The organism is Eisenbergiella tayi, assembly GCF_001881565.1.
GTDB lineage: Bacteria > Bacillota > Clostridia > Lachnospirales > Lachnospiraceae > Eisenbergiella > Eisenbergiella tayi.
On record NZ_MPDJ01000005.1, the window covers coordinates 271,792 to 296,262 of the forward strand.

Here is a 24,471-nt window from a genome sequence, read left to right on the forward strand (position 1 = left end):
GCCGTTTTGAAACCTGCTCACTCCCTTTTTATTATCATTGTATCTTCTAAAGCGATTAGAATTACTTCTTTTTCAGTAGCAGACTTCACTTTCGCATGTTCAAAAACTGCCGTCTCTTTATCCGTATCAAATGCGATGGTAATGGTCTGTCCTTTTTTCACCTTTAAAAGAAAGCTGTCAGGTATTCCTTTTACCAGCAAATAGTTAAATCCCGGTGCAGCACTTTCAAATACGCCGTCCTTATATATTCCGTTAACCGCCGTTTCCGTTTCGCAGTCAAACCCGCTCATTTCAGCAAAAGTATCAGCCGCTCTGACTAAAAAGAAATTGCCGCTCACAGAATAGGTTTTAGGCACATATTTTTGGGCCAGATGTACGGAGGTAGGGCGCATTTCGTTTATAGAATCCGGCACCTCTACCCCATTCACATAATATGCATGCGGAGTTCCCGGTATCATATCAGGCGTATAGCAGCAGCTCATCCCGCCGCAGGCCTCCACCTTACAGATATTTGTAAGAAAGCCTTCATAGGAGTCTTTCAGCATATCGAAATCGTGGCGGATTCGGGCATATAATGCTTTGGCTTCCGCAGTCCAGATACTCCAGCCATGCCCTGCATTCAAAGAAGGCCCCCAATCCCTTGATTCATACTGTGTTTCCCAAAAACGGATACTGGAATTCTTCATTCTGCAGTCTGTGCCGTCCATTTCCAATACTCTGTGTGCCCTGAGAATTTTTTCGCCCATCTCAAGATATTCTGCTTTAGGCACGGCTTCCAGATATGTCCGCAAAAGTGTGATAACGGAACAGCTCATGGAACCGTCTTCCGTACATGGTTCCCCTTCTGTCGGAAATTGAAATGCGCGTCTGCATACATGGTCCGCTATCTGCTCCGCCGCTGTATACATTTGCTGCGCATTCGCATCGTCTCTTTCCCGCAGCAGCTTCCCCAGCTCTAGGAATCCGCAGACAGCAGGATGCACTGTGGAATAGTCGATCTTATGTCCCGGCGTATTTTCATTCACTATCATACCGTCCTCAAAATGATCCTTCAGAATATGCTTAGCCAGAGCCACCGCATCCTCAAGAACCTCCTCATCCCCTGTCAGCCTCACATAGTCCGCCAGCTCTTCCAGCAAAAATATTTCATGCTGCATATAATTCATTTCCTGGTACAAATGATAGGGGCTGAATTTTCTCCCCATATATTCGGATTCCTTTTTATATACAGTACCATAAAACGGCTTATCCTCATGGGATTTATTCAGCGCCCAGTTAAGGATATAACGCTCTGCGCTTTCCATCAAACTGCTGTCTTTTCCGAACAGAATACAGTTTTTCATCATGGCCCAGGCGGCAAAACCGCCAAACTCTCCTGTTCTGCAGGAATAATGAGCCGTCGGATCACCGAATTTCACACCTTCATAAGTAACTCCGTCAGGCTTTCGTCTGTCTTTGCTGATCACACGGTAAAAAGCGCCGCAGTCATCCTGAAAATACTCCTTATAAAAATGATTTACTTTATTGTAAAGCTCCTTCCAGCCTTCCTGGCATAAAACCCTGCTGCTATGTTCCCTTCCGTTTTCCCCTGCTGTTTTTATTGTATAAATTCCATTCTGCTCAAGCACCAGGCTGTCCGTTTTCTCCATTTCTGCCGTATTGCCATCAGGCATAATAAGAACCGGAGAGGAAGAGCTGCTGCCCCGATTCAGCATTTTCATAGGAATCCTGCTGCCTGCAGGGCCTCCTGATACTTCCGGAACCGCGATTTCTATCCCCAGCTGTCCGGCGATTTTCTCCATACATACTTCAAGGCTCTCTGCAAAAATGAATGAAAATGAAGTATGATCCACCGCAGGAAGCCTTTCACCATCCGCACATATTACATCGTCGGCCTGGAGCAGAATCTGAAAGCCTGTCATCTTATGGCCGTCATAGCTGTATTGAATCCGCCAGGCCGCAAACTCTTCATTAATTGTCATACCCAGATGACGTCCGTCAGCCGCGGCAAAAATAAAATAAGCATATCTGTACTTATCATCCGTATAGATCACCTTAGGCATACACTGGCTCTTCCAGTCCATCACGGTGGGCATATCCAGAAAATTCAGGTTCATCTGCACACCTGTTCTTGGTCCGCAATCTTTTTCCGTTTTCACTGCAATATGTATTCTGTCTTCCTCAAATTCATACTGTATCCTGCTGGCGCCGGTAGCTGAAATCCCTTTGAACCCTTTTTCCGTATTCTCAATCTTTGCAAAAGGGATTTCATCCTCCCGGCTCTGAGTCCCGTGAATAAAAATGGTCCCCAGTTTTTTATCATAAGCTTCCGCCTTCCAGTTTGCCCCGGGATTCAGCCTGTCGTATAAGCCGGCAATTTCCCCTGTTGCTTCGTTATATTCAATGGTATAAGAATTCTTTTCTATTTTTCTGTATTCGTTCTGCATAGCCTCTCCTATCTGCATACTCTTCGCTTCAAAAAATTCTTTGACAGCGGAATTCACAGGCCTCTATTCCTTGATTGCCCCTATCATCACACCTTGCACGAAATATTTCTGTAAAAATGGATACACACAGATAATGGGCAGTATGACCACTATAATCGTAGAGTACCGCAGTTGAATGACCTGCATGCTCCGGTTCAGCCCAAACTGCGTATTTCCGGCCGCCGCATCGGACATATTTATCAGAAGCTTCTGAAGATATATCTGCAATGGCTGTTTCTGCGGCGAAGGCAGGAATAATACTGCATTAAAGTAGGCATTCCAGTGCCCGACCGCCGAAAATAAGGCCAACACTGCAAGAATAGGCTTGGATAAGGGAATAATTATTTTCCAAAGCACCTGAAAATCATTTGCACCATCCAATTTTGCAGACTCAATCAAACCTTCCGGCAAGCCCTGGAAATAGGTCCGTGCAATGATCAGATTCCAGGCGTTAACCGCAACAGGCAGTATCATAGACCATCTGGAATCATACAGACCCAGCTTATTTACTATGATAAATAATGGTATCATCCCTCCGCTGAAAAACATGGTAAAGCTGATAAAAAACATAAGCTGCTTTCTCATAATCAAAGATTTTCTCGACAGCGGATAAGCGCCCAATACGGTCAGCACCATATTTACTAAAGTGCCTGTCACCGTATACCATATGGTATTTCCGTAATGTACCCATAATTCATCATTCTGAAATACCATTTTATAGGAATCCAGATTAAATCCTTTGGGCAAAAACCATACCTCCTGCTTCAGCACACTCATAGGATCGCTGACCGACATGCTGAACACGTAGACAAAGGGATACAAGGTTATTAAAATGACTATAAACATACATATATAAATGAGAATCAGTCCTGCATAAGCGCCTTTTGATTTTTTTCTGATACCTGCCATTTTCTCCCCCCTACCATAAACTGATTTCACTGACACGGTTGCTTATCTTATTAACTGTAAATAACAGGGCAAAATTAATTACGGAATTAAACAGCCCCACAGATGCGCTGAAGCTGAACTGGCTCCCCAGAATACCTCTTCTGTAGACATATGTAGATATGACATCCGCCGTTTCATAGGTTGCCGGAGAATACATCAAAATAATTTTCTCAAAGCCAACGTTCATAATATTTCCAACGTTCATTATCAGAAGAATGATAATCGTGGGCATAATGGCCGGAAGCGTAACATGCAGCATTTGTTTGAATTTTCCTGCTCCGTCAATCTGGGCCGCTTCGTATAGCTGCGGATCCACAGAAGACAATGCCGCGAGATAGATGATGGAATCCCACCCGAAGTTCTGCCAGATATTGGAACCGATATATAATGTCCGGAACCATCCCGGCTCCGACATGAAATTAATGGCATCCTTCCCCATGCTTTTCAGCAGGATATTTACCACACCGTCAATCGGCGAAAGGAAATTGAACAAAAGGCCTACTACGACAACGACAGAAATAAAATGCGGCAGATAACTGATTGTCTGAGTCACCCGTTTAAACGGCCCGTCCTTTATTTCATTTAATAACAGGGCAAAAATGATGGGAATGGGAAAGCCTATTATCAGACTGTATATGCTGATCAGCAATGTATTTTTTATCAGTCTTCCGAAATATACGGAACTGAAAAATTCCCTGAACCATCTGAACCCCACCCATTCACTGTGTAAGAATCCCTTTCCTACTGAATAATCCTCAAATGCCATAATATTTCCGAACATCGGTATATAACAGAAAACAATAAAATAAAGCAGTACCGGAAACAGCATCAACAGGAGGCAGCGATTCTTTTTTATTTGATTCAACCATGATGAACCAACGGAATGTTTCTTTTTATCTATCATGAACTTCCCCTTTTCTGCTTATATAAGGGTCCCTGTGGAAGCAGACCCTTTTTTGAAGTTACGATTGTTTATACCTGTCATACTGTGCCTGCTTGATTTCCAATACTTCGTCAAGCCCCATCGCATCCAGCTGATTCAGGAAAGCGTCATATTTATCCAGGGATTCCGTGCCCATGATAAACTTCTGAATCATTTCCTTGGTATAGGTTTTCATATCCGCCTGAAGGAAAAGCAGACGATCCGCTTCGTCGGCTGTTGCCAGCATATTGGGAAAATCCTCTATAATGCAGGGCATAAGCTCTTCACAGGCCTTGAGGGTCCCCGGCGTCATACTTTGAGACATAAATTCTTTTGTCTGATTGTCAAAGAGGCTGGGGAACGCCCCCAGGCTTCTTAATGCAGAAAATGCGTCGAGTCCCTCCGGGTTATTGGTAACCCAATCTGTAAATTTGGGTCTGCCGTTTTCATCATAGTCAAAGGTCTTCCCTTCTATTCCAAAATGGGTGAGTATAACCCCTTCATCGCTTGCCCATATGTAGTCAATCCAACGGATCGCTGCCGCCGGATCCTTACAGTCCTTCGATAATGCAAACTGCATTCCTGTAGGAGCTCTTTTTACCAGCTTGGGCTGTTCGCCGTCAGGACCTACCGGAGGCTTTACCAAAACATATTCCGCACCGGGCACAAGCTTATTCCATCTTTCATCCACACCCGCAAAATGCACGCTTATACCGACAATATCCTTGCTGATCATGGCATCTACTTTGGCTTCATCCCCATTCGTAGAATATTGAGGATCAATCAGCCCTTCACTGTAAAGCTTATGGAGAAAGGTAATCAGCTCCTTATACTCCGGAGAAGAATAGAGATATTGAACCTTTCCGGCATCATCTGCATAAAACTCACCCACACCGGCAGTCAGTCCGAAACCGGATGCCAGATAATTATAGGCCGCGCCATCATTTAAAGTAAAAGGAATCTCATCCGCTGTACCGTTTCCGTTAGGATCCTGTTCCTTAAAGGCTTTCATTACCGTATACCAGTCATCTATGGTTTCCGGGATTTCCAGATTCAGTTTATCCAGCCAGTCTTTACGGATGATGAGCGATTTCGGGGCCACCTCATTTCCTTCAATAAATACTTCCGCCAGATTATAGATTTCCCCGTCCGGCGCGGTCAGAACCTTCCTGATTATTGGATATTTTTCAAACATATTCATGATATTGGGCGCATTTTTCTCTATCAGATCCTTCAGAGGAAGAATTACCCCGTCCTCCGCATACTTCACTACGTCCCCATTCCATAACGGAGGAACAGCTAAAATATCCGGCAGATTGCTCCCTGCTGCAATTCTTGTCTGCATCGCGGCATTATATTGATCAGAGGGCATCACTTCCCAATTAATTTTAATTCCGGTACGCTTCTCCACTTCCTGCCAGACTTCCAGATTCTGTGAATAACTGGCGGGTGTGTACCAATTATCAACTCCGGCATAGGTAAGCTCCAGGCTTCCCGGTTCTACAATAGGAAGTGTGTTTTCTTCAGGTATTACAGCTTCTCCGACGCTGCTGTCCTCCTGTGCCGCTTCCGTACCGGACGCACCGGCTGCCGCCCCCGAATTTGTCTCCGCATTCTTACCGCATCCTGCCAGCAGGGACAATGTGAGTATGACTGCTGTACAAACAGCGATGTTCTTTCTTTTCATGTAACCCTCTCCTTATTTTCCTATATGATATACTTATTTTTCTGTGACCGCAGCTTCCCGGGTACTGCTTTATAAGATATACTGTTTGTTTTGCCGTATATCCGTTTCGATGTAATTACAAGTAAACTTTATATTTTATGATTCCATTTCGCAACATTTAATTCTTTACACAGCCTTCAAAAACTTATTTTTTAACAAACAATTCTTTCTCGAGCATATATTTTTATACATATCGACATATTTCAGGCGCCTGTTTACCGAAAAAAAGCAAAATGCCATGAAACATGCACCATATCCCTCTATTCGGGACAGGTGGGTTTCATGGCATAAAAGCGCTCCTGTTTATCCTATATTTTTCGGAACTGGGTGGGCGTTATCCCTTCATACTTTTTAAATATCCGCCTGAAGGTCGTATCACTGTCATATCCCACACGGATTCCTATATCCTGGATACTCGTCTGACTTTCTGACAGCAAGATCATTTTCGCTTTTTCAATTCTGGCACGATTCATATAATCAAGAAAATTGGTTCCCGTCTTTTCTTTAAACAATCTGCTCACATACGAATCGGATAGAGAAAAAGCATTCGCAACAAAATTCAGGGACAGATCGCTGTTGCAGAGATTTTCATCCACAAACTGATAAAGGGCCTCTTTCATCACTTCACTGCTGCTGTCCCTGTGTGCATTCACGTAGTCACACAGCTTACGGAATATATTATAAAAAATGCTCAGATATTCTTCCAGGGCATTGCATTGATCCAGGCTTTCCACATCCGCATCAATCAAACCGGCAATATCCAGCCTGACCGTACACTTCAGACAGGTGAGCTCCACATTATGGAAAAAATTCCTCATCTGATAGTATGAAACCTGTTCATTCTCCAGGTTCTTCTGAAGAAGTTCATTGAAAATCAGGACACTTTTTTCATATTCACCCGCCAGCAGACAATTCCGAAGGGCATATTCATTTTCAATCGGATAAAAGTAAAAGTTCTCTTTCTTTACTTCATTATAAAAAGTAATGCCGCATTCCCGGTTTACCATCCTGAAATTTCTTGCCTGCTTAGCCTGTGTATAAACAGCAGGCAGCTGTACGATACTCCTGCAGCTTTCCCCCACGCCAAAAAAATATTTTTCTGCTTTTTCATTCAGCATATCTGCCATACTTTTATAAAATGCGGCGGCCTCCTCTTCCTCTTCATAATTCAGAATCACTACATAATCATTCTGGTATACCAACGTCCGGAAATGAATTCTATATTCCCCCAATATCTCAACAATTTCCTTATTCAGACGATTCCCTGCCTTAAGGCTGCAAAGCAGGCAATTATAAACCGGAAAACCAAACTCAATTCCAAGCATCCCCGCTGTATGAAGAATCTTACTCTCTTCCGGCTTGTAATTTTCCTTAAGCAGCCATGTCAAAAAAGCGCTTATTAATATTGGCCTTTGCTCCTCAATTTGTATATCCAGATTCTTCCGCCCATCCAATATGGTTCCCACCGCATTTTCCAGCCAGAAAAACTCATTTCTGTTTACCTCCTCAGATGGAACCTTGTCCTTAATTAATTTCATCAGATTCTGGACAGGACGGTAATTTCGGATCGCCATATAATAAGAAAGGAAAAATCCCGCCAAAGCAAAGACACCTGCTAATGTCAGCAGAATCACCTGCATATTTTTCGCCCGCGCATAGACTGAGTCCTCCGAAACCAGAGTATAATAATGAAAACCCGTTTTCTCTGATTCCTGTGTAAAACCAGTCATTTTCGTTTTATTCCGGCCAAGCTCCTCCATATCAAAGCCTAACAGTTCTTCTTTTGTATATGGAGTCCTGTTAAGCAGTATCTCTCCGTCATATTCCATATAAAACCAGTTATTATCCTCCGGCATAGCCAGATCCAACAGCTGTTCCAGTTCATTTATCTGAACAAAAAAATAGAGATTGCAGATAGATTGGCCTCTCAGCTCCTTCACCGGATAACAGCACAGGATTCCTTCCCTCTTACGGCCATAATTATCTACAGCCAGAATATGATATTCCGGTTTTTTCAGTTCAGCGGCCAATTTATGATAATCCTCCTGTTGCATCAGCGTATTTTTGAAGGACACCTCCGTAAACCATTGATAATCCACAATTCCTCTGTCAGTTGTGGAAATGAACTGATCACTTACCAGGAAAAAATAAAACAGATGGTCTATGGCCGCATCCTGACAGGAAAATCCCCTTAATTCTTCTGCAAAATTGGTAAAATCCACTCTGTCAAAACGTGATTTTTCAAGATCCTCCATATATATCATCGATGTCACCCAGGAACGTTTCTGCATTGTAATATTAAATTCCTGCATAGAAATAAAGATATTGTCAATTCGATCTACTGTTGTGCTGAACATCCTTCTGTAATATTCCGCTCCCTGCTCTTTTAACAAATTCGTTATAAGCCCGAATCCTACAGAAACCACCAAAATCAGAGGCAGCATATAAAACAGAAAAAAAGAAAGCACCAGCTTCTTCTTAAAAGAAATTTTATCTCCCCACATATTCCTCCCCCTCTTACACCCTCTTCTTATCAAAGTGTAACAGCTGTACCCGTCTTTTTCAATAGAACATACCGTTCTTCCTGACAACGGGAATGGAAATAATTTAGCTTATTAGCTGGCTATTTTCAACAGGATCCTTTAAAATAACTGAATACAGATAACTCTTTTATGCGATATATTCCGGAAGGGAGGAAGAATGAAAGATTATATTCAACAGAACAAGGAATCCTGGGAGTTCAATGTCTACGATTTCTGGGTAAAAAATGCGGGGACCCCGGAGGAGCGTGCCGCCAAAGACACTGAGGATCCCATTAAAATGCTGAAAAAGTATGCAGCATATTTTGATTCCTATGAAGGTATCCGAGTCGCCAATATCTGCGGCTCCTGCGGTAAAAAGGCGATTCCGCTGGCTCTTCTCGGTGCAAAGGTTACCGTCTTCGATATTTCCTCGGAAAACCGGCAGTATGCCATGGAAACAGCGGCAGCCGCACATACTTCCATCGATTTTGTTGTGGGAGATGTACTGGAAATCGACATGGACCGGTACGGCGGCCAATTTGACGTGGTATTCATGGAAGGCGGAATCCTCCACTTTTTCCATGATATCCGTGAATTTATGGATGTCATGTATTCCCTGCTCCGTCCCGGCGGACGCATGATATGCAGCGATTTCCATCCCTTTCAAAAAATAGCGGATATTCTGGAATTCCAGCAGCCTGTAACTTCCTACTTTTCCACAGATATCATAAAAGGGGAAATGGCTCACGCCAGATTTTATCCGGAGGAAATCCGCCGGCAAATCCCTTTATGTGAATACCGGAAATATACCATCAGTGAAATCATCAATGCTGTCATAGAGAGCGGCTTTACCTTAAAGCGCTTCGATGAACATCCTGCCTGGACGGATCCTGGCCTGCCGGGCGAATTTACCGTAATTGCCATAAAAGAATAAGCCAGTACGGCCCGGGGCTGTCCCGGCATCATTCGGAGGATAAACCTTATGCGTTCAGAAAAAGAAATGATGGATATTATCATGAACAAAGCACTTTCGGATGAACGGATCCGGGCCGTAACCATGGAGGGCTCCAGGGCGAATCCCAATGCCGTGCATGACAGCTACTCAGATTTTGACATCAGTTATTATGTGACGGACATACGGGAGTTTACAGGAGACAAATCCTGGATAAACGAGCTGGGCGATATTCTGATTGCCCAGTTCCCCACGGACTGGTACTCCCATCCTTATGATTACGGAAGCCGTGATCCCTTCGCCTTCCTGATCCAGTTTGCCGATGGCAGCCGCATCGATCTGACCTTGGCGGACGTGACCAATATTTCACAGGAAGCTGAAAATAAAGAACCGCGGATTGTGCTGCTGAATAAGGATAACTTTCCATCCCTGCTGCCGCTTCGGACAGAGGACGCCTTCTTCCTCCGGCCTCCGGAAGAAAAGGAATTCCTGGATACCTGCAACGAATTCCGCTGGCTGAGCCTGTATATTTCCAAAGGCGTATGCCGGGAAGAGCTGTACTACGCCAAGCATGCCTACGACGTACTGATCATGCCCATGTTTCTTAAAATGCTGAACTGGAGAATTGGAACAGAGCATGGCTTCCGGGTTACCACCGGTTCCTCATGCAAATATCTGAAGCGGTATCTGAGCACGGAAGAAATGGAAAGATTCCAGGGCATCTTTCCCGACGGCCGCTATGAAAATATCTGCCGCTGCCTGTTTCTCATATATGATTATTTCCACGAATCAGCCGGCCGTGTTGCCGGACATTTTCAATTTTATTATGACAGGATGGAAATCCAGAGAGTACGGCAGTTTCTTGAGGACAGGTTCCATGAGAAGGGATTTTTCATCTGAAGGAGGTAAATATGCGTATTACTAACGGTTCCGATCCGGTATTTGACAAGCTGGTCACCGGAAAAGACAAATATCTTTTTAATCTGCTGTATCGGATCCGGGAGGATCCCGGTTCCTTCTTGGCCACAGATGACAGTACCTGCATCATCGCCCGGAGCAATCCGAATACGCCGGTCTGGATCTGGCTGAAGCATCCGCCGGTTCCTCCGGTCCGTCAGGAAATCGCCGCTTATCTGAGCCAATGCCTTGCCGAGAGTGGCTGCGTGAATATTTCTTCCTGCCCTGCTTATTCCGAAGATCTGCTGAGAGAAGCTGCCATGCAGAATCATGGGGAATACCTGGTGAACAAGCTTCTGAATTCCTATGCCTGCCTGTCCGTCAGGCCTGTTAAGACCCGCGGGCGGATCAGGTACCCGGAGCCCTCTCTGAAAGAAGCCATGGCCCGGCTTATCACCGTGATGTATCTGGATGCAGGCCTGGGTGAATTGAGCAGTGAGGAAGCCCTTGACTTCGCGGAGGAAAAATCCACTTCCGACAGACTGTTTCTATGGGAAAATGAACAGGGCGAAATAGTATCCATGGTCAATATCGCTCACTGTACGCCGGAATACGCCCGGTTAAATGCGGTAGTAACCGATCGCAGTCACCGCGGCAAAGGCTATGGGGCCATGCTGGTATCCCATGTCTCCCAAAGGCTGCTGCAGGCAGGACAGATCCCCGTCCTTTATGCCGATGCCGGCTACCTGCCTTCCAATGCCCTTTATCGGAAAATCGGTTATACCGAACAGGGACAGGTGGCGGAACAGCGCATTATCTGCAGGTAAACCAACGGTAGAATTGCTGATTCTCCAGATAATCGGTACCCTTCCGGCGCTTCCTATTATATTCTTAAGGCATCAACTACGACAGAAAGGGCTTCATAATGAATAACGAAAAAATGGGGAATTTTATTTCCGAAATGAGAAGGTCCCAAAACCTGACACAAAAAGAACTGGCTGCGAAACTGGAAATAACAGATAAGGCAATCTCCAAATGGGAACGGGGAATCAGCTGTCCTGATATTTCTCTTCTGATCCCTCTTGCCCAGATATTAGGTGTGACAACAAGCGAACTGCTGAATGGGGAGAAATGCGCCGCCCCCGAAAAGTCAAAAGATGTTTTAGTGGAAGAAACCCTGCTGTATTCTGACCGAAGCGCCGCACAAAAGGCTGACCGTATGAAAGGAATACTGTTCACCTTTTTCTCTTCCTCCATCATCCTCGCCGCAGTGATATGTTTTATCTGTGATTTCTGCATATCCGGACAGCTGACGTGGTCACTCCTTGTTGCCGCATCCCTTCTGTTTGGCTGGCTGTTATTGCTTCCGCTGTTTAAAGCCCGTAAGAATATCGTCCGGAAATTACTTCTGATGCTGACCCTGACCGTAATTCCTTACCTTGCAGTACTAAGCAGGCTTTTGGCATTGCCTGCCGTCTGTAAGATGGGGGCTGTTATCTCAGTCATTTCCCTGCTGGGGCTGTGGTGTATCTACATCCCTTTTCTGAAAATTCCCCAAAGGAAATTATATGTAACCGGAATTATCCTTCTGGTTATCATACCGGTCATGTGGGGAATCAATGGTACGGTTTCCTTTTTTATTCAGCAGCCCCTGGAGCCTTCCACAAAATTTGTTGACAGTCTTACCACCCTGGTTCTCCTGATTATCGCTGTCTTCTGCTTCGGTAAGGAATTCTTACGTAACCGGAAACAGTAAAATGACCCGCAGATATAAACCGTTCTTCCTCAGAACCACGGAAGTCCTCCGCTTTGCAGCGAAGGACTTTCCTTTTAAGCTCCGTCAAATATCCAAATTTCATCTACGCATTTTTTACTTATAAAATTCTCTTACAGCCTTTCCCAGATATTCCGCGGTTCCGGCACCGTACTGCTTATCCATGCTCTCGCTCATGGCTGGATTCTTTTCATAAGAATCCGCAATCTCCAGCATCAGCTGCTTCACATCCTCCATCTGGTACAACTGTTTTGATACAAAATCCAGCTCGCCTATGAGGGACTTCACCTCGAAAGAAGAAACATCCGTACCGCGCTTTTCCGCCAGCTTTTTATAAATTCCGTCAATCCGGTTCCGGTAAGCCTCCATGACCTCCGTTCCCGCAGGATTCTTTACCGCCTCCATGGCTTTATCCTTATTTCCGTACCACTCCACCACCTTGCGGAAATTCTTCTGGGCGTCCTGTCCGGATGCATTTTCCAGAAAATGTTCCCGGAACTTCTCCAGACTTCCGTATTTCTCCTTCATCACCTGAAGCTGTTCCTCTTTCATATTTCCAACTACAGCCTGATACATCTCATCTATCTCTGTTTTACTGAACATCTCAAAATCCATTTTATTTTCTCCTTTCAAAATGTCTGTAATCCCGGCGATCATGCGGTTCAAACGATCCCGTTTGATCTCCAGCATTTTTTTCTGGGTTAACAGTACGGAATCTCTGTCCAGTTCAGGATTATCCATAATTTCTTTGATTTCCAATAACGGCATATCAAATTCTCTGAAAAACAGTATCTGCTGCAAACGTTCCAGGGCCTTATCGTCATAAAGCCTGTATCCCCCTTCACTATATGAAGTAGGTTTAAGAAGCCCTATTTCATCATAATAATGAAGCGTGCGTACGCTGATACCGGTCCGTTCGGATATTTCTTTTACTGTTCTCATTATGGTTCCTCCTGTTCCTGACAAAAACTACACTACACCCTCACGCTCCGTGAGTGTCAATACATTTTCAGGAGATTTTATTCATTCTTTTCTTTCCTTGATCCGCTGCCTCATATACTTATTAAAGCTTTCCGCCTCCTCCGCATCCGGTTTCATTTCCCGGTCCGATGCATAGCATTCCAGCGCTTCCCGCAAAAGAGGCGCGAAAGCCGCCGGTACGTTTGCAAGCCCCCATTCCCCTCCGGTTTTTTTCGACAGAATAAGGCCTTCCTCTGCATATCCCAGAACCCGGCATAAATTCAGAATTACATAGAGCGGATTCACCAGAATTTCCTCTCCGGAGGATTCTATATCACTGCAGATACTCTTCAGGTAAAATTCCCGCGGCACCTCATCAAATACCTGTTCCACCGGTCTGCCATACAAAACAATGCCATAATGCCGGATGATCATGAAATGAGCGGACAGATCCGGATCCGTTCCCTTCATCTTTTTTATATAATCCTCCGGATCCGACCGGTACCATGCCAGGTGGGCCGGAGAAAAATGCAGTTCAAAGGGCGTAGGATATTCCCTGCTCCTGCAGGCCTCCTCCGTTACCATGCTGAATTCCAGCCCTTTGCGCGGCCCTGTCTCATTTAATTCCACAAGGATATCCATCAGCCGCCTTTTCTGCCCGTCGGATACTGAATCCTTTATCACGAGTATCAAATCAATATCACTCTTATCCGGATGAAAGCAGCCCATGGCTAATGAACCATGCAGATAAATGCCTGTCAGCTCCTCCCCGAAGATTTTCTTACTTGTGTTGACTATTTTGTCCAGTATGAATTGATATTCCATCTTTATTCCTGTTACGGCACAAGGCAGCCGTGAACCATATCTTATCCTTCCCCTTCTTTCAGCGTCTGCATCTGAAGCTGCGCCGTTACCAGTTTATAGTATATCCCCTTCTTTTCCAGAAGTTCATTATGCGACCCGCACTCGGCGATCTTATGTCCGTCAATGACGATGAGCCGATCCGCATCCTTAAGCGTGGACAGCCTGTGGGCGATAGCCAGGGTAGTCCTCCCGGCCGTAAGCCTCTGAAGCGCCTTCTGGATCAGATATTCACTCTCCGTATCCAGGCTGGAGGTGGCCTCATCCAGTATCAGAAGCTTGGGATCATTCAATATGGCCCTGGCGATGGCGATTCTCTGCCGTTCGCCGCCGGACAGATTGTACCCCTTTTCACCCACATAGGTATTATAGCCGTTGGGCGTCTTGCAGATAAAATCGTGCGCATTCGCCATTTTGGCAGCACGGATGATCTCCTCATAAGTGGCATCCGGCTTGGCAAAACGCATGTTATTCAAAATCGTATCAGAAAAAAGAAAGGTTTCCTGGAGCACCACTCCCAGCTGGCGGTGGAAATCCTCAATCCGGTAATCATTGATATTGATGCCGTCAATCAAAAGCTCTCCATCATCCACATCATATAAATGCATGACCAGATTGATCAGCGTAGATTTACCGGTGCCGGAAGCGCCCACAATGCCGATCATCTCTCCCTTCTTGATCTCAAAATTTATTTTTTCCAGGACCGTTTCGTAGGAACGGTAGCCGAAGGAAACATCCTTAAATACCACATTTCCCTGTATCTGCCTGCTTACCGGATTTTCCCGGTTCCGTATCTTCGGCTGTTCATCCAGCACATCGTAGATACGTTCCAGGCTGGTTAACATCTGCACGATCATCCTGGGCAGATGAGTCATCCATCCCAGCGGGCCGTATAGCATGGTTGCGTAGGTAGTAAACTGAAGCAGCTGCCCTACGGAAAGCCCCCCGTCCAGCGTCTTCAGGCCGCCCAGAGCGGTTACGAAATAAATGCCCATCCCCATGATGAAGGTCAGCATCGGGTAAAAGGAAGCCCAGAATACCTCATTATTCTTCTGAATTCTGGCATAATTTGCAGAAATCGTCTTAAAACGATCCGACTCATATTTCTCCTTGCCGAAGGACTTCACCACACGGATACCGGAGATCACATCCTGCAGCGCGCTGTTGTTGTCATCCCCCCGGCTGTACTGCATGTGGAACTTACGATGAATGACCTTGCGGAACCCCACCGACAGAGCCACGGCCAGAGGCAGGAAGACGATGGACAAAAGCGTCAGCCCCGGGCTGATGGTCAGCATTACAATGATAGCCCCCGTCATCAGCACAATCAGGTAAAAGATACTGCCGAAGGCATCCTCCATAAATTTACGGATATTTGCCGAATCGTTATTGATACGGTTCATCAGCTCGCCGGGCCGCCTGTCCTGGATAAAGGACAGCGTCAGCACCTGCATCTTCTGATAGAGGCGGCCACGGATATCCATGCTGATTCCCGCTCCAAGCTTTGCGCTCCAGAGGCTGCGCAGATATCTGGTGATGATGGAAAGCACCGTAATGACAGCCATGATAAGCGTAAAGCGAATGACCTCCTGGAAGCTGCCGTGGTCGGACATCAGCGTATTATCGATGAACCGCTGCTGGAACATCGGGCCTGCCAAACCTACCAGGGAAGAAAACAGCATCATCAGCGCCACCATCACGAACTGCTTTTTATAATTCGTGCATAAACGGACAAATTTTAAAAGAGTTACATTTTTCCCCTCACATTTGGGACATACACGGGTTCCGGGCAGCGCACGGCCGCATATGGGACAGGTTTTTTCATATTCCCTGTTCTCTATTATCCTGTCGCTGCCTTCCAGCATCAGCATCCCGCCCTTTGCAATCGATGCGAAACGGGAGATATGCTTCATGGAAAAGCGCGCGACATGCCTTGCCAGCCCGGATTCCTTTTCCGTAACCACAAGAATTCCGTTATTGACCTGTGATTCACACTTCATCGCGGATAATCCGGAAAGCTGCATTTCATATACGATCCGGCCTTCCTCTATAATAAGCAGACGCTGGTTTGTCAGCACCCCATAGGAGAAATCACAGTATTTTCCGCTGCTGTTTATGTCGAAGGGAGAACAATAGCGTATCTCCTCCCCTCCGGCAAGCTCAAACAGCGCCCTGATTTCCCCGGGCAGTTTTACATTCAGTTCCATTTAAGTCCTCATTCCTGCGCCATGAAAAGCGCGCCCTAAGCTGTAACTAATAATCATTTATAAGAACAAACCGATTTTCTTGAGCTCTTTTCCGGTAAGCTTCGAGGTGTCCGGTATCTCAAACCGGTTTTCATCCAGATCGGTGATCAGAAGTCTTGTTTCGGTCAGATGGACTACAGCGTTGCCGCTCATATGTATGGCAAAACGGCAGGGGCCATGATCCGTCACCACGTCAAAATAGGCGAATCCGTACTCTTCCTTCACATTCTTTACTTTTGTGATAATCGGGGTAAAATAACGCAGCTCCATCTGCTCAGTCAGCATCTTCCGCGTTTCCTCGTCCACATCCTTATCCAGATCATGGATTACGCCGATTTCCTTCGCCTTCTCGTCCGGCTCCCGTATGGAAATATACATATTTTTACCTGTAAAAGGAAAGGTTCGGAACACCTGAACCCGGTTATAATGCTTTTCCTGCGTATCCAGCGAGACAAAACCGCCTTCCGTCCTGTGAAATGTACTATTGCTCCTGTCCAGATAGTTCAGCGCCAGCATGGCCTCCGTCTCCGCCTCCATCTGTTCCAGATCAAACTCTTCCGCAAACAAATCTTCCATAGCTACCTCATTTCCGTGTCTCATACACATTTATTCCTGCCGATGTCATTTCTATTCCAGTCCCCGCATGGCCAGTGCTTTCGTCTGCAGCTCCCGCAGCTTGAAATATGTGCCTTTCCTGGCCAGCAGCTCCTCGTGGCTGCCTTCCTCCGTAATCCTTCCCTCATCCATCACCACAAGCCGGTCCGCATCCCTGAGCGTAGACAGCCGGTGGGCTATGGAAATCGTGGTTCTTCCTTTAATGAGGAAGTTGATGGAAGCCTGAATCGCCTTTTCCGTCTCCGTATCCACGGAGGCCGTGGCTTCATCCAGAATCAGGATCCGGGGATTAGCCAGAATCGCCCTGGCGATGGAAATCCTCTGGCGCTCACCGCCGGACAGCTCCCTGCCGGTAGCTCCGATGATAGTGTCATAACCGTCAGGCATCTTGCAGATAAAATCATGGGCGCTGGCCAGTACCGCCGCCTGAACCACCTCTTCTTTGGTGGCATCGGGATTGGCGTAGGCTATGTTGCTGTAAACGCTGCCCATAAATATGTAGGTTTCCTGGGATACCATAGCCACATTGCGCCGCAGATCGTTAAAGGCGATGTCCTTTACCGGTACCCCATCGATGAAGATCTCTCCCTCATCCGGATCATAGAGCCGGGAGATCATATTGACCAGCGTCGTCTTGCCCGCGCCGGAACGCCCTACAATGCCCAGCATCCTGCCGCCTTCCACCTTCAGGCTGACATTTTTGAGAATGGTTTTATTTTTATCATAGGAGAATGTTACATTCTTCAGCTCAATGTCTCCCCTCATGTTGTCCATATGTACCGGATTCTCCTTTTCCGTGATCTCCGGAAGGGAGTCTATAATTTCAAACATACGCTGGGCGCTGGTCATGCTTTCCGCCCACCAGTGGAAGCTGAAGGCAATGAAATCCAGCGGATTGTTCAGCTGTCCCACATAGCTGATAAAGGTGATCAAAATACCCAGCTCCAGATCTCCGTACCGGAAGAGCATGTAGCCTCCCAGGGCCCATACCAGCAGGTTGGAGAGATTTTCCACCGCCGCATAGAGCACGGTGAAATGGTTGTCAAAACGCACCAAATCCACGTCTGCATGCATCAGCTTCTTATTATATTTATCGAAACGTACCAGCTCCTTCTCTTCCTGTCCGAAGGCCTTTACCACCCGCGCACCGGTCAGGTTGTCATTTACCCTGCTGTTCAGAGAACGCCTCGCCCTGTGGCGGCTGGAAAAATAGTTGAAGAGTGTCGGAGCCATTTTGTAGCTGGTAAACAGCACCACCGGTATCCAGATAAGCACCGGCACGGCGAGCTTCCAATTCATCCGGAGCATGATCACAGCCGTGGCCACCAGTGAAAAAATATTGGATGCCATAAAGGGCAGGCCGTCTATAAAAAAGCCGGTAACCTCCTCCGAATCGCCCATGACTCTGGTCATCAGGCTGCCGGTCTGCTTGCTGTTATAAAAACCCATGGACAGACGGCCCATGGAATCAAACACGTCAGTTTTCAGCTTCATTACCACACCAGGTATGATCCTGGCATTTAATACCCCCTGAATGATGCCGAACACCTGGATCGTGAGCTTCGTCATGAACATGGAAAGCACCACCAGCAGCAAAGCCGTCACATATTTGCCCGCAGGAAGATTTAAGAATTCCAGGAACTGCGGATCCTTTGCCAGCACCTTATCATAGAGAATCGTACCGTTTAAATAGGGCCAGACCAGATTCAGCAGCGCCGTGGCGATAATGCAGATGAACATGCCCGCAATGCTGGCCGCATAGGGCCTGAAATAGCTTAAGGTACGGAAAAACACGGAGCTTTTGTTCATGCACCGTGGACAGATCTTCCGTTCCGGATCCGGATACATCGTACCGCATTTGCTGCAGTACTCCTCCTCTTTTTCTCCCCTGAGCAGTTCCTCCGTCAGTTCCCTGCCCGCCTTTACGGCTTCAAAGACTGCGGCGAAATGGCGGAGCTGCGCCAGGTACATATTGGAGCACAGCGCCAGCCGGATGTCGTTTTCCTCTCCCTCCGGGCGGTAAAACAGGATATTGGTAGCCACCTGTTTGAGTACCTGCAGGGATGCGGTCTCCGCCACAGAAAGCATCTGAATCTCATAGGTTTTGCTCCCTGTGATTTTTTCCCTTTGATCCATACAGCCTTTATACTGCTTCGTATACAGAAAATCTTTGACGGACTGGGCGAGCATAACCTGCGTCTTCGTCAGCAGCAGCCAGCCGTCCACATATTTTTCTTCAAAGTTCATATCAAATCGGGCAGTTATCAGACAGTCATCCTCTGTAATGCCCTGTTCTTCCGCCAGGGTTTTCAGTGCCGGCGGGAGTTTTCGGAATATTTCTTTTGCCAATGTCTCGTTCAGGTACGGGATCGAATGATGAATCCGCGCGCCTTTCCCCTTTCTTTCTATACTGAAGCCCGGCAATACAGCCGAATCAGGCAACGGTACAGACCTGCCGTACAGTTACCGGATTTGAACAAAAAAAACCCTCTTCCGGCTACGGAAAAGGGTAAATGGGTTCCATGTCAATACATAAGACAAGTACGGGCAGGACACCATGCCGATTTTTTCGCAAACGGGCGCTGTAACAGCCGGAATATTTTGTGATTGAGAATATGATTTCTGCTGTGGAATATATTTAACCGGGTGATGATACCTAACATGTTGTCTGCCTCCTTTCCTGAATGATTTGTAAAAGTGCGGTTTCATATGTTAAATTCTATAAAATATGCTTCGAATCGAACAAGTTTTATAACTATTTATTAGTATAGAACTGTAGGATGAATATGTCAAACAGAATTTATCCGTCAGGCGTATATTGAAATTTTTATTACCAGTCAAAGCGGAGGCTGCTTACTGCGATCGTCCCCTTCGAAACAGTAAAACACCTCCCATGGCAGTCAGTCCTTCGGTCACAGGGAACGCCAGCCACACCCCGGTTATACCTGCCAGATAAGCCAGCCCGAATGCCAGGGGAAGAATAAGGAGGAATCCCCTTAACAGCGAAATTATCTGTGCGGGGAACGCCTTTTCAACGGAGGTAAAATACATGGAAATCACGATATTGAAGCCGGCAAAAGGCGCCGCCGTAAAATACAGCCGCAGCCCTTCCACTGCTATTGCCTCCAGCTGCCTGTTCTTTTCACTGTTAAAAATCCCTGCTATGGGGCCGGCAAACCGGAAAATCCCCAGGTAAATACCGCATGAAAGGAGCATCATCGTAAGGAGTGCATACTTCAAGACCCGATTTCTTCCTTCCGTGTCCCCTTTTCCATAAGATTTGCTGACCAACGGCTGCATCCCCTGGGCGATTCCGGTATATATGGAAAGAACCACAAGGGACAGATTGGCAACCACCCCATAGGCGGCAACCCCTGTATTTCCCTGCAGCCGCAGAATAATACGGTTGAAGGCAATCATAACAATACCGGAGGCCAGCTCCGTTATAAGAGACGGAAAGCCTAAAGGCAGTATGGAGAATATCATTTCTGCGGACATACCTGTTTTCTGCAGATGGAACCGGTTTTTCCCTTTCAGCCAGTGCATACTGAGTACAAGCATGCTGATCACCGGCGCCATTCCTGTGGCAAGGACCGCTCCGAAAATCCCCATATCCAGAGGAAAAATAAACAGATAGTCCAGTATAATGTTGGACAAGCTCCCCGTGAGCATGGCAAACATGGACAGTCTGGGATTCCCGTCATTCCTGACAAAACAAATGCAGATATCATTCAGAATAAAAGCGGGGGCAAACAGCATTATCACCCGTAAGTATGTTTTTGTCATAGAAAAGACCGCCCTATCCGCCCCTAAAAGGGAAGTGATATCCCCGGAAAGGAAAAAGCCTGCAGCCATAAATATAAAAGCCGCAAGAATACCGGTATATACCGTATTCGTAAAGACCGTATTTGTGTCACATGACATTTTCTGCCCTTTTATAATGGAATATTTGGTTGCCCCGCCGATTCCCAGCATCAGCCCTGTTCCATGTATAAAGCTGTAAACCGGAATCGCCAGATTCAATGCCGCCAGACCATCCGCCCCCAGTCCCTTTGACACAAAAAAGGTATCCGCCAGAATATAACAGGACAAACCAATCATACCCAGCACATTCAGAGCCGTATACTGCATGAATTCCGTAAAAGCTGTGTGCGTCTTTTTCATTTTTTCCTTCCTCCGTCCAAACAAAAAACGCCGGAACTTTCTGTCTTCCAATGACCTGCTGACAGAAAGTCCGGCGCTTATCTTTTTTACCCGGTGGCAAAAAAGTGCCCTGATTTTATTTTATTTTTAGGCGCCTGTCAGGGCAGCTTCCCTGATAAGCAATTCGTTTCCCTGCATTATATAAGAGGAATCCATCTCATGTCAAGCCCCTGCAGCGATTTCATTTATCCAAATTTTTCATAACAGTGCCTTACAAAACCGCTCACATTTTTATCGTATGGAGGGTATTCATATCCCCATGCCCCGGCGCATTCGTACGCAGTATTGCGAAAAAGCTCATGACACAGGAACATAGCCTCCCACACATGCTCATAGGAGTCCTCACGATAAGTATGCAGCAGCTCCTTCCACAATGTCTCCGGCAGATATTTATCAAGGAATTTATAATTCTTTCCCACACTGAATGTGAAACCATAATCCAGCCCTGCCTTCCAGGAAAGCATGCGCAGCAATTCCATCCGCATAAGATGCAGATGGTCTATGGCATAAAGGATTTCTTTCCTGCCCAGCCCTTTTGCCACATAAAGCGCCAGGTTCCAGAATTCGTTGCAGCAGTCATCAAAGCTCCTTGCACTCGGTTTCTTTATATGATATTCCTGATCCGTCGGAATGATTTCTCTCTCCAAACGGCTATCCTTATCCAGCAAAACCGTCCGCAGCCCATCCTCCTTCAGATATCCTTCCAGCTGATTTAGTTCCAGTAAAGTCAAATCCATTTTGGTGTAATCATCAAATAATATAAGGTAGGAATATCCCTCTTCCTCCGCCGGAAACAGCTCCATATCCTCCGGCTTCTGCATCATAATAATACGGCCGAATGCAGAAATCCATCTGTCATCCCGTATAAAAACCTCTCTGTCTCTCACAAAATAAGTGATATCATAATCCTGAAAGGAATCCTCCGGTATGTTGGAATTCACGCGGGAGCCTTCCATTCCAACCATGCGGATGTTTTCATTCTTCCGGGCAAAATCAAGTATCGTTTTCATGAATTCTTCGGGTGTTCTCATATTTTTCCCTTTCAGGCCCCGCTGTTTTGAGGGGGATTTATGTTTTACTAATTAATGAGGTAATAAAGCATACATGAACGGTTCAAGGTCTGCAAAGAATACTTCATTCTGATAATATTTATTATACCCACACGAATGTATTATTTCAACGAAACCGTCAAAACATTTCAAATGAATCTCCCAAGTTTTTACGGAGATTTTTTAGTGATTTTTCAGAAGGTAAAATTTCAGAAAACCATTGACTTCCACGTAACGTGATAGTGTAACATACAATTAAAGAACAAGGCAGGTAATCAATGCCGGCAAGTACCGCCTGTTCTTAAACCAGTCATTTTTTCATACTAAAAATAAGGGGTTGATATTCATGAAAACGATAAGCCAGGTTGCCAGTTTAACAGGCATAAGCACACGAACGCTGCAATACTACGACGAAATCGATTTGCTCAAGCCAAGCGAATTAACCCCTTCCGGTTACCGCCTGTATAATGATGAAGCATTAGAGAAGCTGCAGCAGATCCTGTTTTACAAAGAACTGAATTTTAAACTGAATGAAATAAAAGAAATCCTGCAGAAGCCTGAATACGATAAAATAGAGGCTTTCAAAAAGCAGAAAAAATTACTTTCCCTGAAGCGCAGCCGCATAGACAAGCTGATTGCGCTGCTGGAAAGACTGGAAAAAGGAGAATCCTGTATGAGTTTTAAAGAATTTGATCTTAGCGAGTATATAGAAGCATTGGAACAATTTAAAAATGAAAAGAGCGAGGAAGTCATCAAACACTGGGGAAGCATCGAAAACTTCAATCAGTTTATTCAAAAGATCAAAGATGATGAGTCAAACGCGGCCCAACTTGCCATCAAACAGTTCGGCAGTATTGAGAAGTATACGGAAGCCATGAAATATAATCTGGAGCATTTTTCGGAGATCATGGAGCAGATAGACGAAGTTTCCCAAAATGCAGATGAAATCCTGAAAAAAAGCGATGAGCTTTTCCTTCAGCTGACAGCCGATATATCGAAGGATGTCACAACTGAAGAAATTCAGGACATTGTCCGCGAAATAGTGGAATTTACCAATAAAAACAATTCCATAGTGGATATGGGGGAAGGATATTGGGATTTTGTTATAGACAGCTATTCCAATGAAGCGGCAAAGGGAATCACAGAGAAGAAGTATGGGGCAGGATCGGCCGATTATATTGCCAGGGCGCTGAAGGTTTATTTTGGAAAATAGTTAAATAAAATATGTCCGAAAATAATAACGAATATAGGGAGAGCCGGGTTTACAGGCTTTCCCTATATTCGTTATTAAAACCATTATTTACATTTTGACGCGTCTTCTCGTCTTAAACAATATAACCTTCCTTATTTAAATATTCTCTTACAAGGGTTATTAACTCTTCCGCTATTTCAACCTGTTGTTGGCTTTCCTGCTTTGAAGCCATATAAAAATCATTATAATCGCTTTGTTCTCTTATTAACGCTAATGTACTGATTTTTCTACCAATTTCTCTTGGAAAAATTTCAGTCGCCACATATTCTTTATTAAAATTAGCTAATAATGTTTTATGCTTTTTAAAATCCAGCCCCCGTATAGTGTAAATAGCTTTTATTGCATAAAAAGCTGCATAATAACTTCTATTATTGGAATCTCTGAATTTCCCACTTGCATAGAGTTCCTTTGCAACTTCCAGCGTTTCAACTGCTCTGTCAAACCTATATTTCAGCAGTTCCTGCATTTCTTTATCCAATCAATATTCCCTCCTTTTGTATACTTTGATAGTAAGGAACTACTCTTAACATGCGATTATAATCTATAATATTCTGAAAAACCGGAGACAATATAATATCATATTTTACATTATATTCAAAAGTAAGTTCTGAAATTTTATTTATTAATAGATAAAATTCTTCCGGCTTTTTCAAAGTAAATAATGCAATATCTATATCTGATTCTTCTTCATATTCTCCCCTGGCATAGGAACCATATATAACAGCCCTTTTTAAATCTGCTCCTAAAATTTTTTTAATTTCTGAAATATATTCATTGATTATGGAATCCAATTCTTCTTTATGCATATTTAAAGCCATACTATCACCTGCCTTTGATATTATTAAGCATAGTTTATTAAACAGTGATTTGTTTTAATTATACACCATAATCACGCTATTTTCCATGTTATAAATCAATTATGATACCCTCCCGTATCTGCTACTTAATTTTCAAATTAAGTTCCATCCCGATATGGAACTTAATCAGCAAAACTGGAAATTACTCTGACAAGGCTCATCCATAGAACTTACTCTGATGAAAAATTATCCATTTCTCCT

The 24,471-nt window shown here is 45.1% G+C and carries 19 protein-coding genes; 5 read left to right on the plus strand and 14 right to left on the minus strand.

Features of this window, described 5'->3' with window-relative positions:
- Positions 1-17: 17 nt before the first annotated feature.
- The 5 genes from BLA28_RS19355 to BLA28_RS19375 all read right to left on the minus strand — a co-directional run bounded on the left by BLA28_RS19355 (position 18) and on the right by BLA28_RS19375 (position 8,586).
- Positions 18-2,447 (minus strand): hypothetical protein, encoded by a 2,430-nt coding sequence (locus BLA28_RS19355; RefSeq protein WP_141702936.1) that lies wholly within the window; start codon positions 2,445-2,447, stop codon positions 18-20.
- Between the two features lie 63 nt (positions 2,448-2,510).
- Positions 2,511-3,395 (minus strand): carbohydrate ABC transporter permease, encoded by an 885-nt coding sequence (locus tag BLA28_RS19360; protein ID WP_044965576.1) that lies wholly within the window; start codon positions 3,393-3,395, stop codon positions 2,511-2,513.
- A gap of 10 nt (positions 3,396-3,405) precedes the next feature.
- Positions 3,406-4,338, minus strand: a complete 933-nt coding sequence (locus BLA28_RS19365; RefSeq protein WP_141702937.1) for an ABC transporter permease — start codon at positions 4,336-4,338, stop codon at positions 3,406-3,408.
- A 58-nt stretch (positions 4,339-4,396) separates the two neighbouring features.
- Positions 4,397-6,043: an extracellular solute-binding protein gene (locus BLA28_RS19370; RefSeq protein WP_069157650.1), complete on the minus strand. Its 1,647-nt coding sequence runs from the start codon at positions 6,041-6,043 to the stop codon at positions 4,397-4,399.
- A 347-nt stretch (positions 6,044-6,390) separates the two neighbouring features.
- Positions 6,391-8,586 (minus strand): helix-turn-helix domain-containing protein, encoded by a 2,196-nt coding sequence (locus BLA28_RS19375; protein ID WP_069157651.1) that lies wholly within the window; start codon positions 8,584-8,586, stop codon positions 6,391-6,393.
- Between the two features lie 196 nt (positions 8,587-8,782).
- Between BLA28_RS19375 and BLA28_RS19380 the strand changes: the two genes are divergently transcribed.
- From BLA28_RS19380 to BLA28_RS19395, 4 genes are all read left to right on the plus strand, one after another.
- Positions 8,783-9,538: a class I SAM-dependent methyltransferase gene (locus tag BLA28_RS19380; protein WP_071699292.1), complete on the plus strand. Its 756-nt coding sequence runs from the start codon at positions 8,783-8,785 to the stop codon at positions 9,536-9,538.
- Between the two features lie 48 nt (positions 9,539-9,586).
- Positions 9,587-10,456: an aminoglycoside 6-adenylyltransferase gene (locus BLA28_RS19385; RefSeq protein WP_069157652.1), complete on the plus strand. Its 870-nt coding sequence runs from the start codon at positions 9,587-9,589 to the stop codon at positions 10,454-10,456.
- Between the two features lie 11 nt (positions 10,457-10,467).
- Complete coding sequence (locus BLA28_RS19390; RefSeq protein ID WP_069157653.1) at positions 10,468-11,280, plus strand: GNAT family N-acetyltransferase; 813 nt, start codon at positions 10,468-10,470, stop codon at positions 11,278-11,280.
- A 98-nt stretch (positions 11,281-11,378) separates the two neighbouring features.
- The gene (locus BLA28_RS19395; protein WP_069157654.1) at positions 11,379-12,209 is read left to right on the plus strand and encodes a helix-turn-helix domain-containing protein; all 831 of its coding nucleotides are present in this window, start codon (positions 11,379-11,381) and stop codon (positions 12,207-12,209) included.
- A 114-nt stretch (positions 12,210-12,323) separates the two neighbouring features.
- Here the strand turns inward: BLA28_RS19395 and BLA28_RS19400 are convergent, their stop codons facing one another.
- The 7 genes from BLA28_RS19400 to ant(6) form a co-directional block, all read right to left on the minus strand.
- Positions 12,324-13,169 (minus strand): MerR family transcriptional regulator, encoded by an 846-nt coding sequence (locus BLA28_RS19400; RefSeq protein WP_044965560.1) that lies wholly within the window; start codon positions 13,167-13,169, stop codon positions 12,324-12,326.
- Between the two features lie 81 nt (positions 13,170-13,250).
- Entirely contained in the window at positions 13,251-14,012 is a 762-nt protein-coding gene (locus tag BLA28_RS19405) for an aminoglycoside adenylyltransferase domain-containing protein (RefSeq protein WP_069157655.1), read from the minus strand.
- Between the two features lie 41 nt (positions 14,013-14,053).
- Complete coding sequence (locus BLA28_RS19410) at positions 14,054-16,255, minus strand: ABC transporter ATP-binding protein (RefSeq protein ID WP_069157656.1); 2,202 nt, start codon at positions 16,253-16,255, stop codon at positions 14,054-14,056.
- Between the two features lie 57 nt (positions 16,256-16,312).
- Positions 16,313-16,894 (minus strand): DUF1854 domain-containing protein, encoded by a 582-nt coding sequence (locus tag BLA28_RS19415; protein ID WP_050018556.1) that lies wholly within the window; start codon positions 16,892-16,894, stop codon positions 16,313-16,315.
- A 27-nt stretch (positions 16,895-16,921) separates the two neighbouring features.
- Positions 16,922-19,351 carry an ABC transporter ATP-binding protein gene (locus tag BLA28_RS19420; protein WP_069157657.1) on the minus strand — a complete coding sequence of 810 codons (2,430 nt, stop codon included), beginning with the start codon at positions 19,349-19,351 and terminating at the stop codon, positions 16,922-16,924.
- Between the two features lie 411 nt (positions 19,352-19,762).
- A complete protein-coding gene (locus BLA28_RS19425) occupies positions 19,763-21,073 on the minus strand; it encodes an MATE family efflux transporter (RefSeq protein WP_069157658.1) in 1,311 nt (436 codons plus the stop codon).
- Positions 21,074-21,297: 224 nt separating this feature from the next.
- Positions 21,298-22,143, minus strand: a complete 846-nt coding sequence (gene ant(6), locus BLA28_RS19430) for an aminoglycoside 6-adenylyltransferase (RefSeq protein ID WP_069157659.1) — start codon at positions 22,141-22,143, stop codon at positions 21,298-21,300.
- Positions 22,144-22,507: 364 nt separating this feature from the next.
- On the opposite strand from ant(6), the gene BLA28_RS19435 reads away from it, so the two are divergent.
- Entirely contained in the window at positions 22,508-23,374 is an 867-nt protein-coding gene (locus tag BLA28_RS19435; RefSeq protein WP_069157660.1) for a MerR family transcriptional regulator, read from the plus strand.
- A 112-nt stretch (positions 23,375-23,486) separates the two neighbouring features.
- Here the strand turns inward: BLA28_RS19435 and BLA28_RS19440 are convergent, their stop codons facing one another.
- Both BLA28_RS19440 and BLA28_RS19445 read right to left on the minus strand, forming a co-directional pair.
- The gene (locus BLA28_RS19440; protein WP_081330024.1) at positions 23,487-23,891 is read right to left on the minus strand and encodes a HEPN domain-containing protein; all 405 of its coding nucleotides are present in this window, start codon (positions 23,889-23,891) and stop codon (positions 23,487-23,489) included.
- Positions 23,884-24,231: a nucleotidyltransferase family protein gene (locus BLA28_RS19445; RefSeq protein ID WP_081330025.1), complete on the minus strand. Its 348-nt coding sequence runs from the start codon at positions 24,229-24,231 to the stop codon at positions 23,884-23,886. The genes BLA28_RS19440 and BLA28_RS19445 overlap by 8 nt, the downstream gene beginning before the upstream one ends.
- Positions 24,232-24,471: the final 240 nt, after the last annotated feature.

Bases quoted from the DNA above. Each gene is read 5' to 3' on its own strand.
- BLA28_RS19355 (WP_141702936.1), bottom strand. From the start codon at position 2,447: ATGCAGAACGAATACAGAAAAATAGAAAAGAATTCTTATACCATTGAA.
- BLA28_RS19360 (WP_044965576.1), bottom strand. From the start codon at position 3,395: ATGGCAGGTATCAGAAAAAAATCAAAAGGCGCTTATGCAGGACTGATT.
- BLA28_RS19365 (WP_141702937.1), bottom strand. From the start codon at position 4,338: ATGATAGATAAAAAGAAACATTCCGTTGGTTCATCATGGTTGAATCAA.
- BLA28_RS19370 (WP_069157650.1), bottom strand. From the start codon at position 6,043: ATGAAAAGAAAGAACATCGCTGTTTGTACAGCAGTCATACTCACATTG.
- BLA28_RS19375 (WP_069157651.1), bottom strand. From the start codon at position 8,586: ATGTGGGGAGATAAAATTTCTTTTAAGAAGAAGCTGGTGCTTTCTTTT.
- BLA28_RS19380 (WP_071699292.1), top strand. From the start codon at position 8,783: ATGAAAGATTATATTCAACAGAACAAGGAATCCTGGGAGTTCAATGTC.
- BLA28_RS19385 (WP_069157652.1), top strand. From the start codon at position 9,587: ATGCGTTCAGAAAAAGAAATGATGGATATTATCATGAACAAAGCACTT.
- BLA28_RS19390 (WP_069157653.1), top strand. From the start codon at position 10,468: ATGCGTATTACTAACGGTTCCGATCCGGTATTTGACAAGCTGGTCACC.
- BLA28_RS19395 (WP_069157654.1), top strand. From the start codon at position 11,379: ATGAATAACGAAAAAATGGGGAATTTTATTTCCGAAATGAGAAGGTCC.
- BLA28_RS19400 (WP_044965560.1), bottom strand. From the start codon at position 13,169: ATGAGAACAGTAAAAGAAATATCCGAACGGACCGGTATCAGCGTACGC.
- BLA28_RS19405 (WP_069157655.1), bottom strand. From the start codon at position 14,012: ATGGAATATCAATTCATACTGGACAAAATAGTCAACACAAGTAAGAAA.
- BLA28_RS19410 (WP_069157656.1), bottom strand. From the start codon at position 16,255: ATGGAACTGAATGTAAAACTGCCCGGGGAAATCAGGGCGCTGTTTGAG.
- BLA28_RS19415 (WP_050018556.1), bottom strand. From the start codon at position 16,894: ATGAGACACGGAAATGAGGTAGCTATGGAAGATTTGTTTGCGGAAGAG.
- BLA28_RS19425 (WP_069157658.1), bottom strand. From the start codon at position 21,073: ATGAAAAAGACGCACACAGCTTTTACGGAATTCATGCAGTATACGGCT.
- BLA28_RS19435 (WP_069157660.1), top strand. From the start codon at position 22,508: ATGAAAACGATAAGCCAGGTTGCCAGTTTAACAGGCATAAGCACACGA.
- BLA28_RS19445 (WP_081330025.1), bottom strand. From the start codon at position 24,231: ATGGCTTTAAATATGCATAAAGAAGAATTGGATTCCATAATCAATGAA.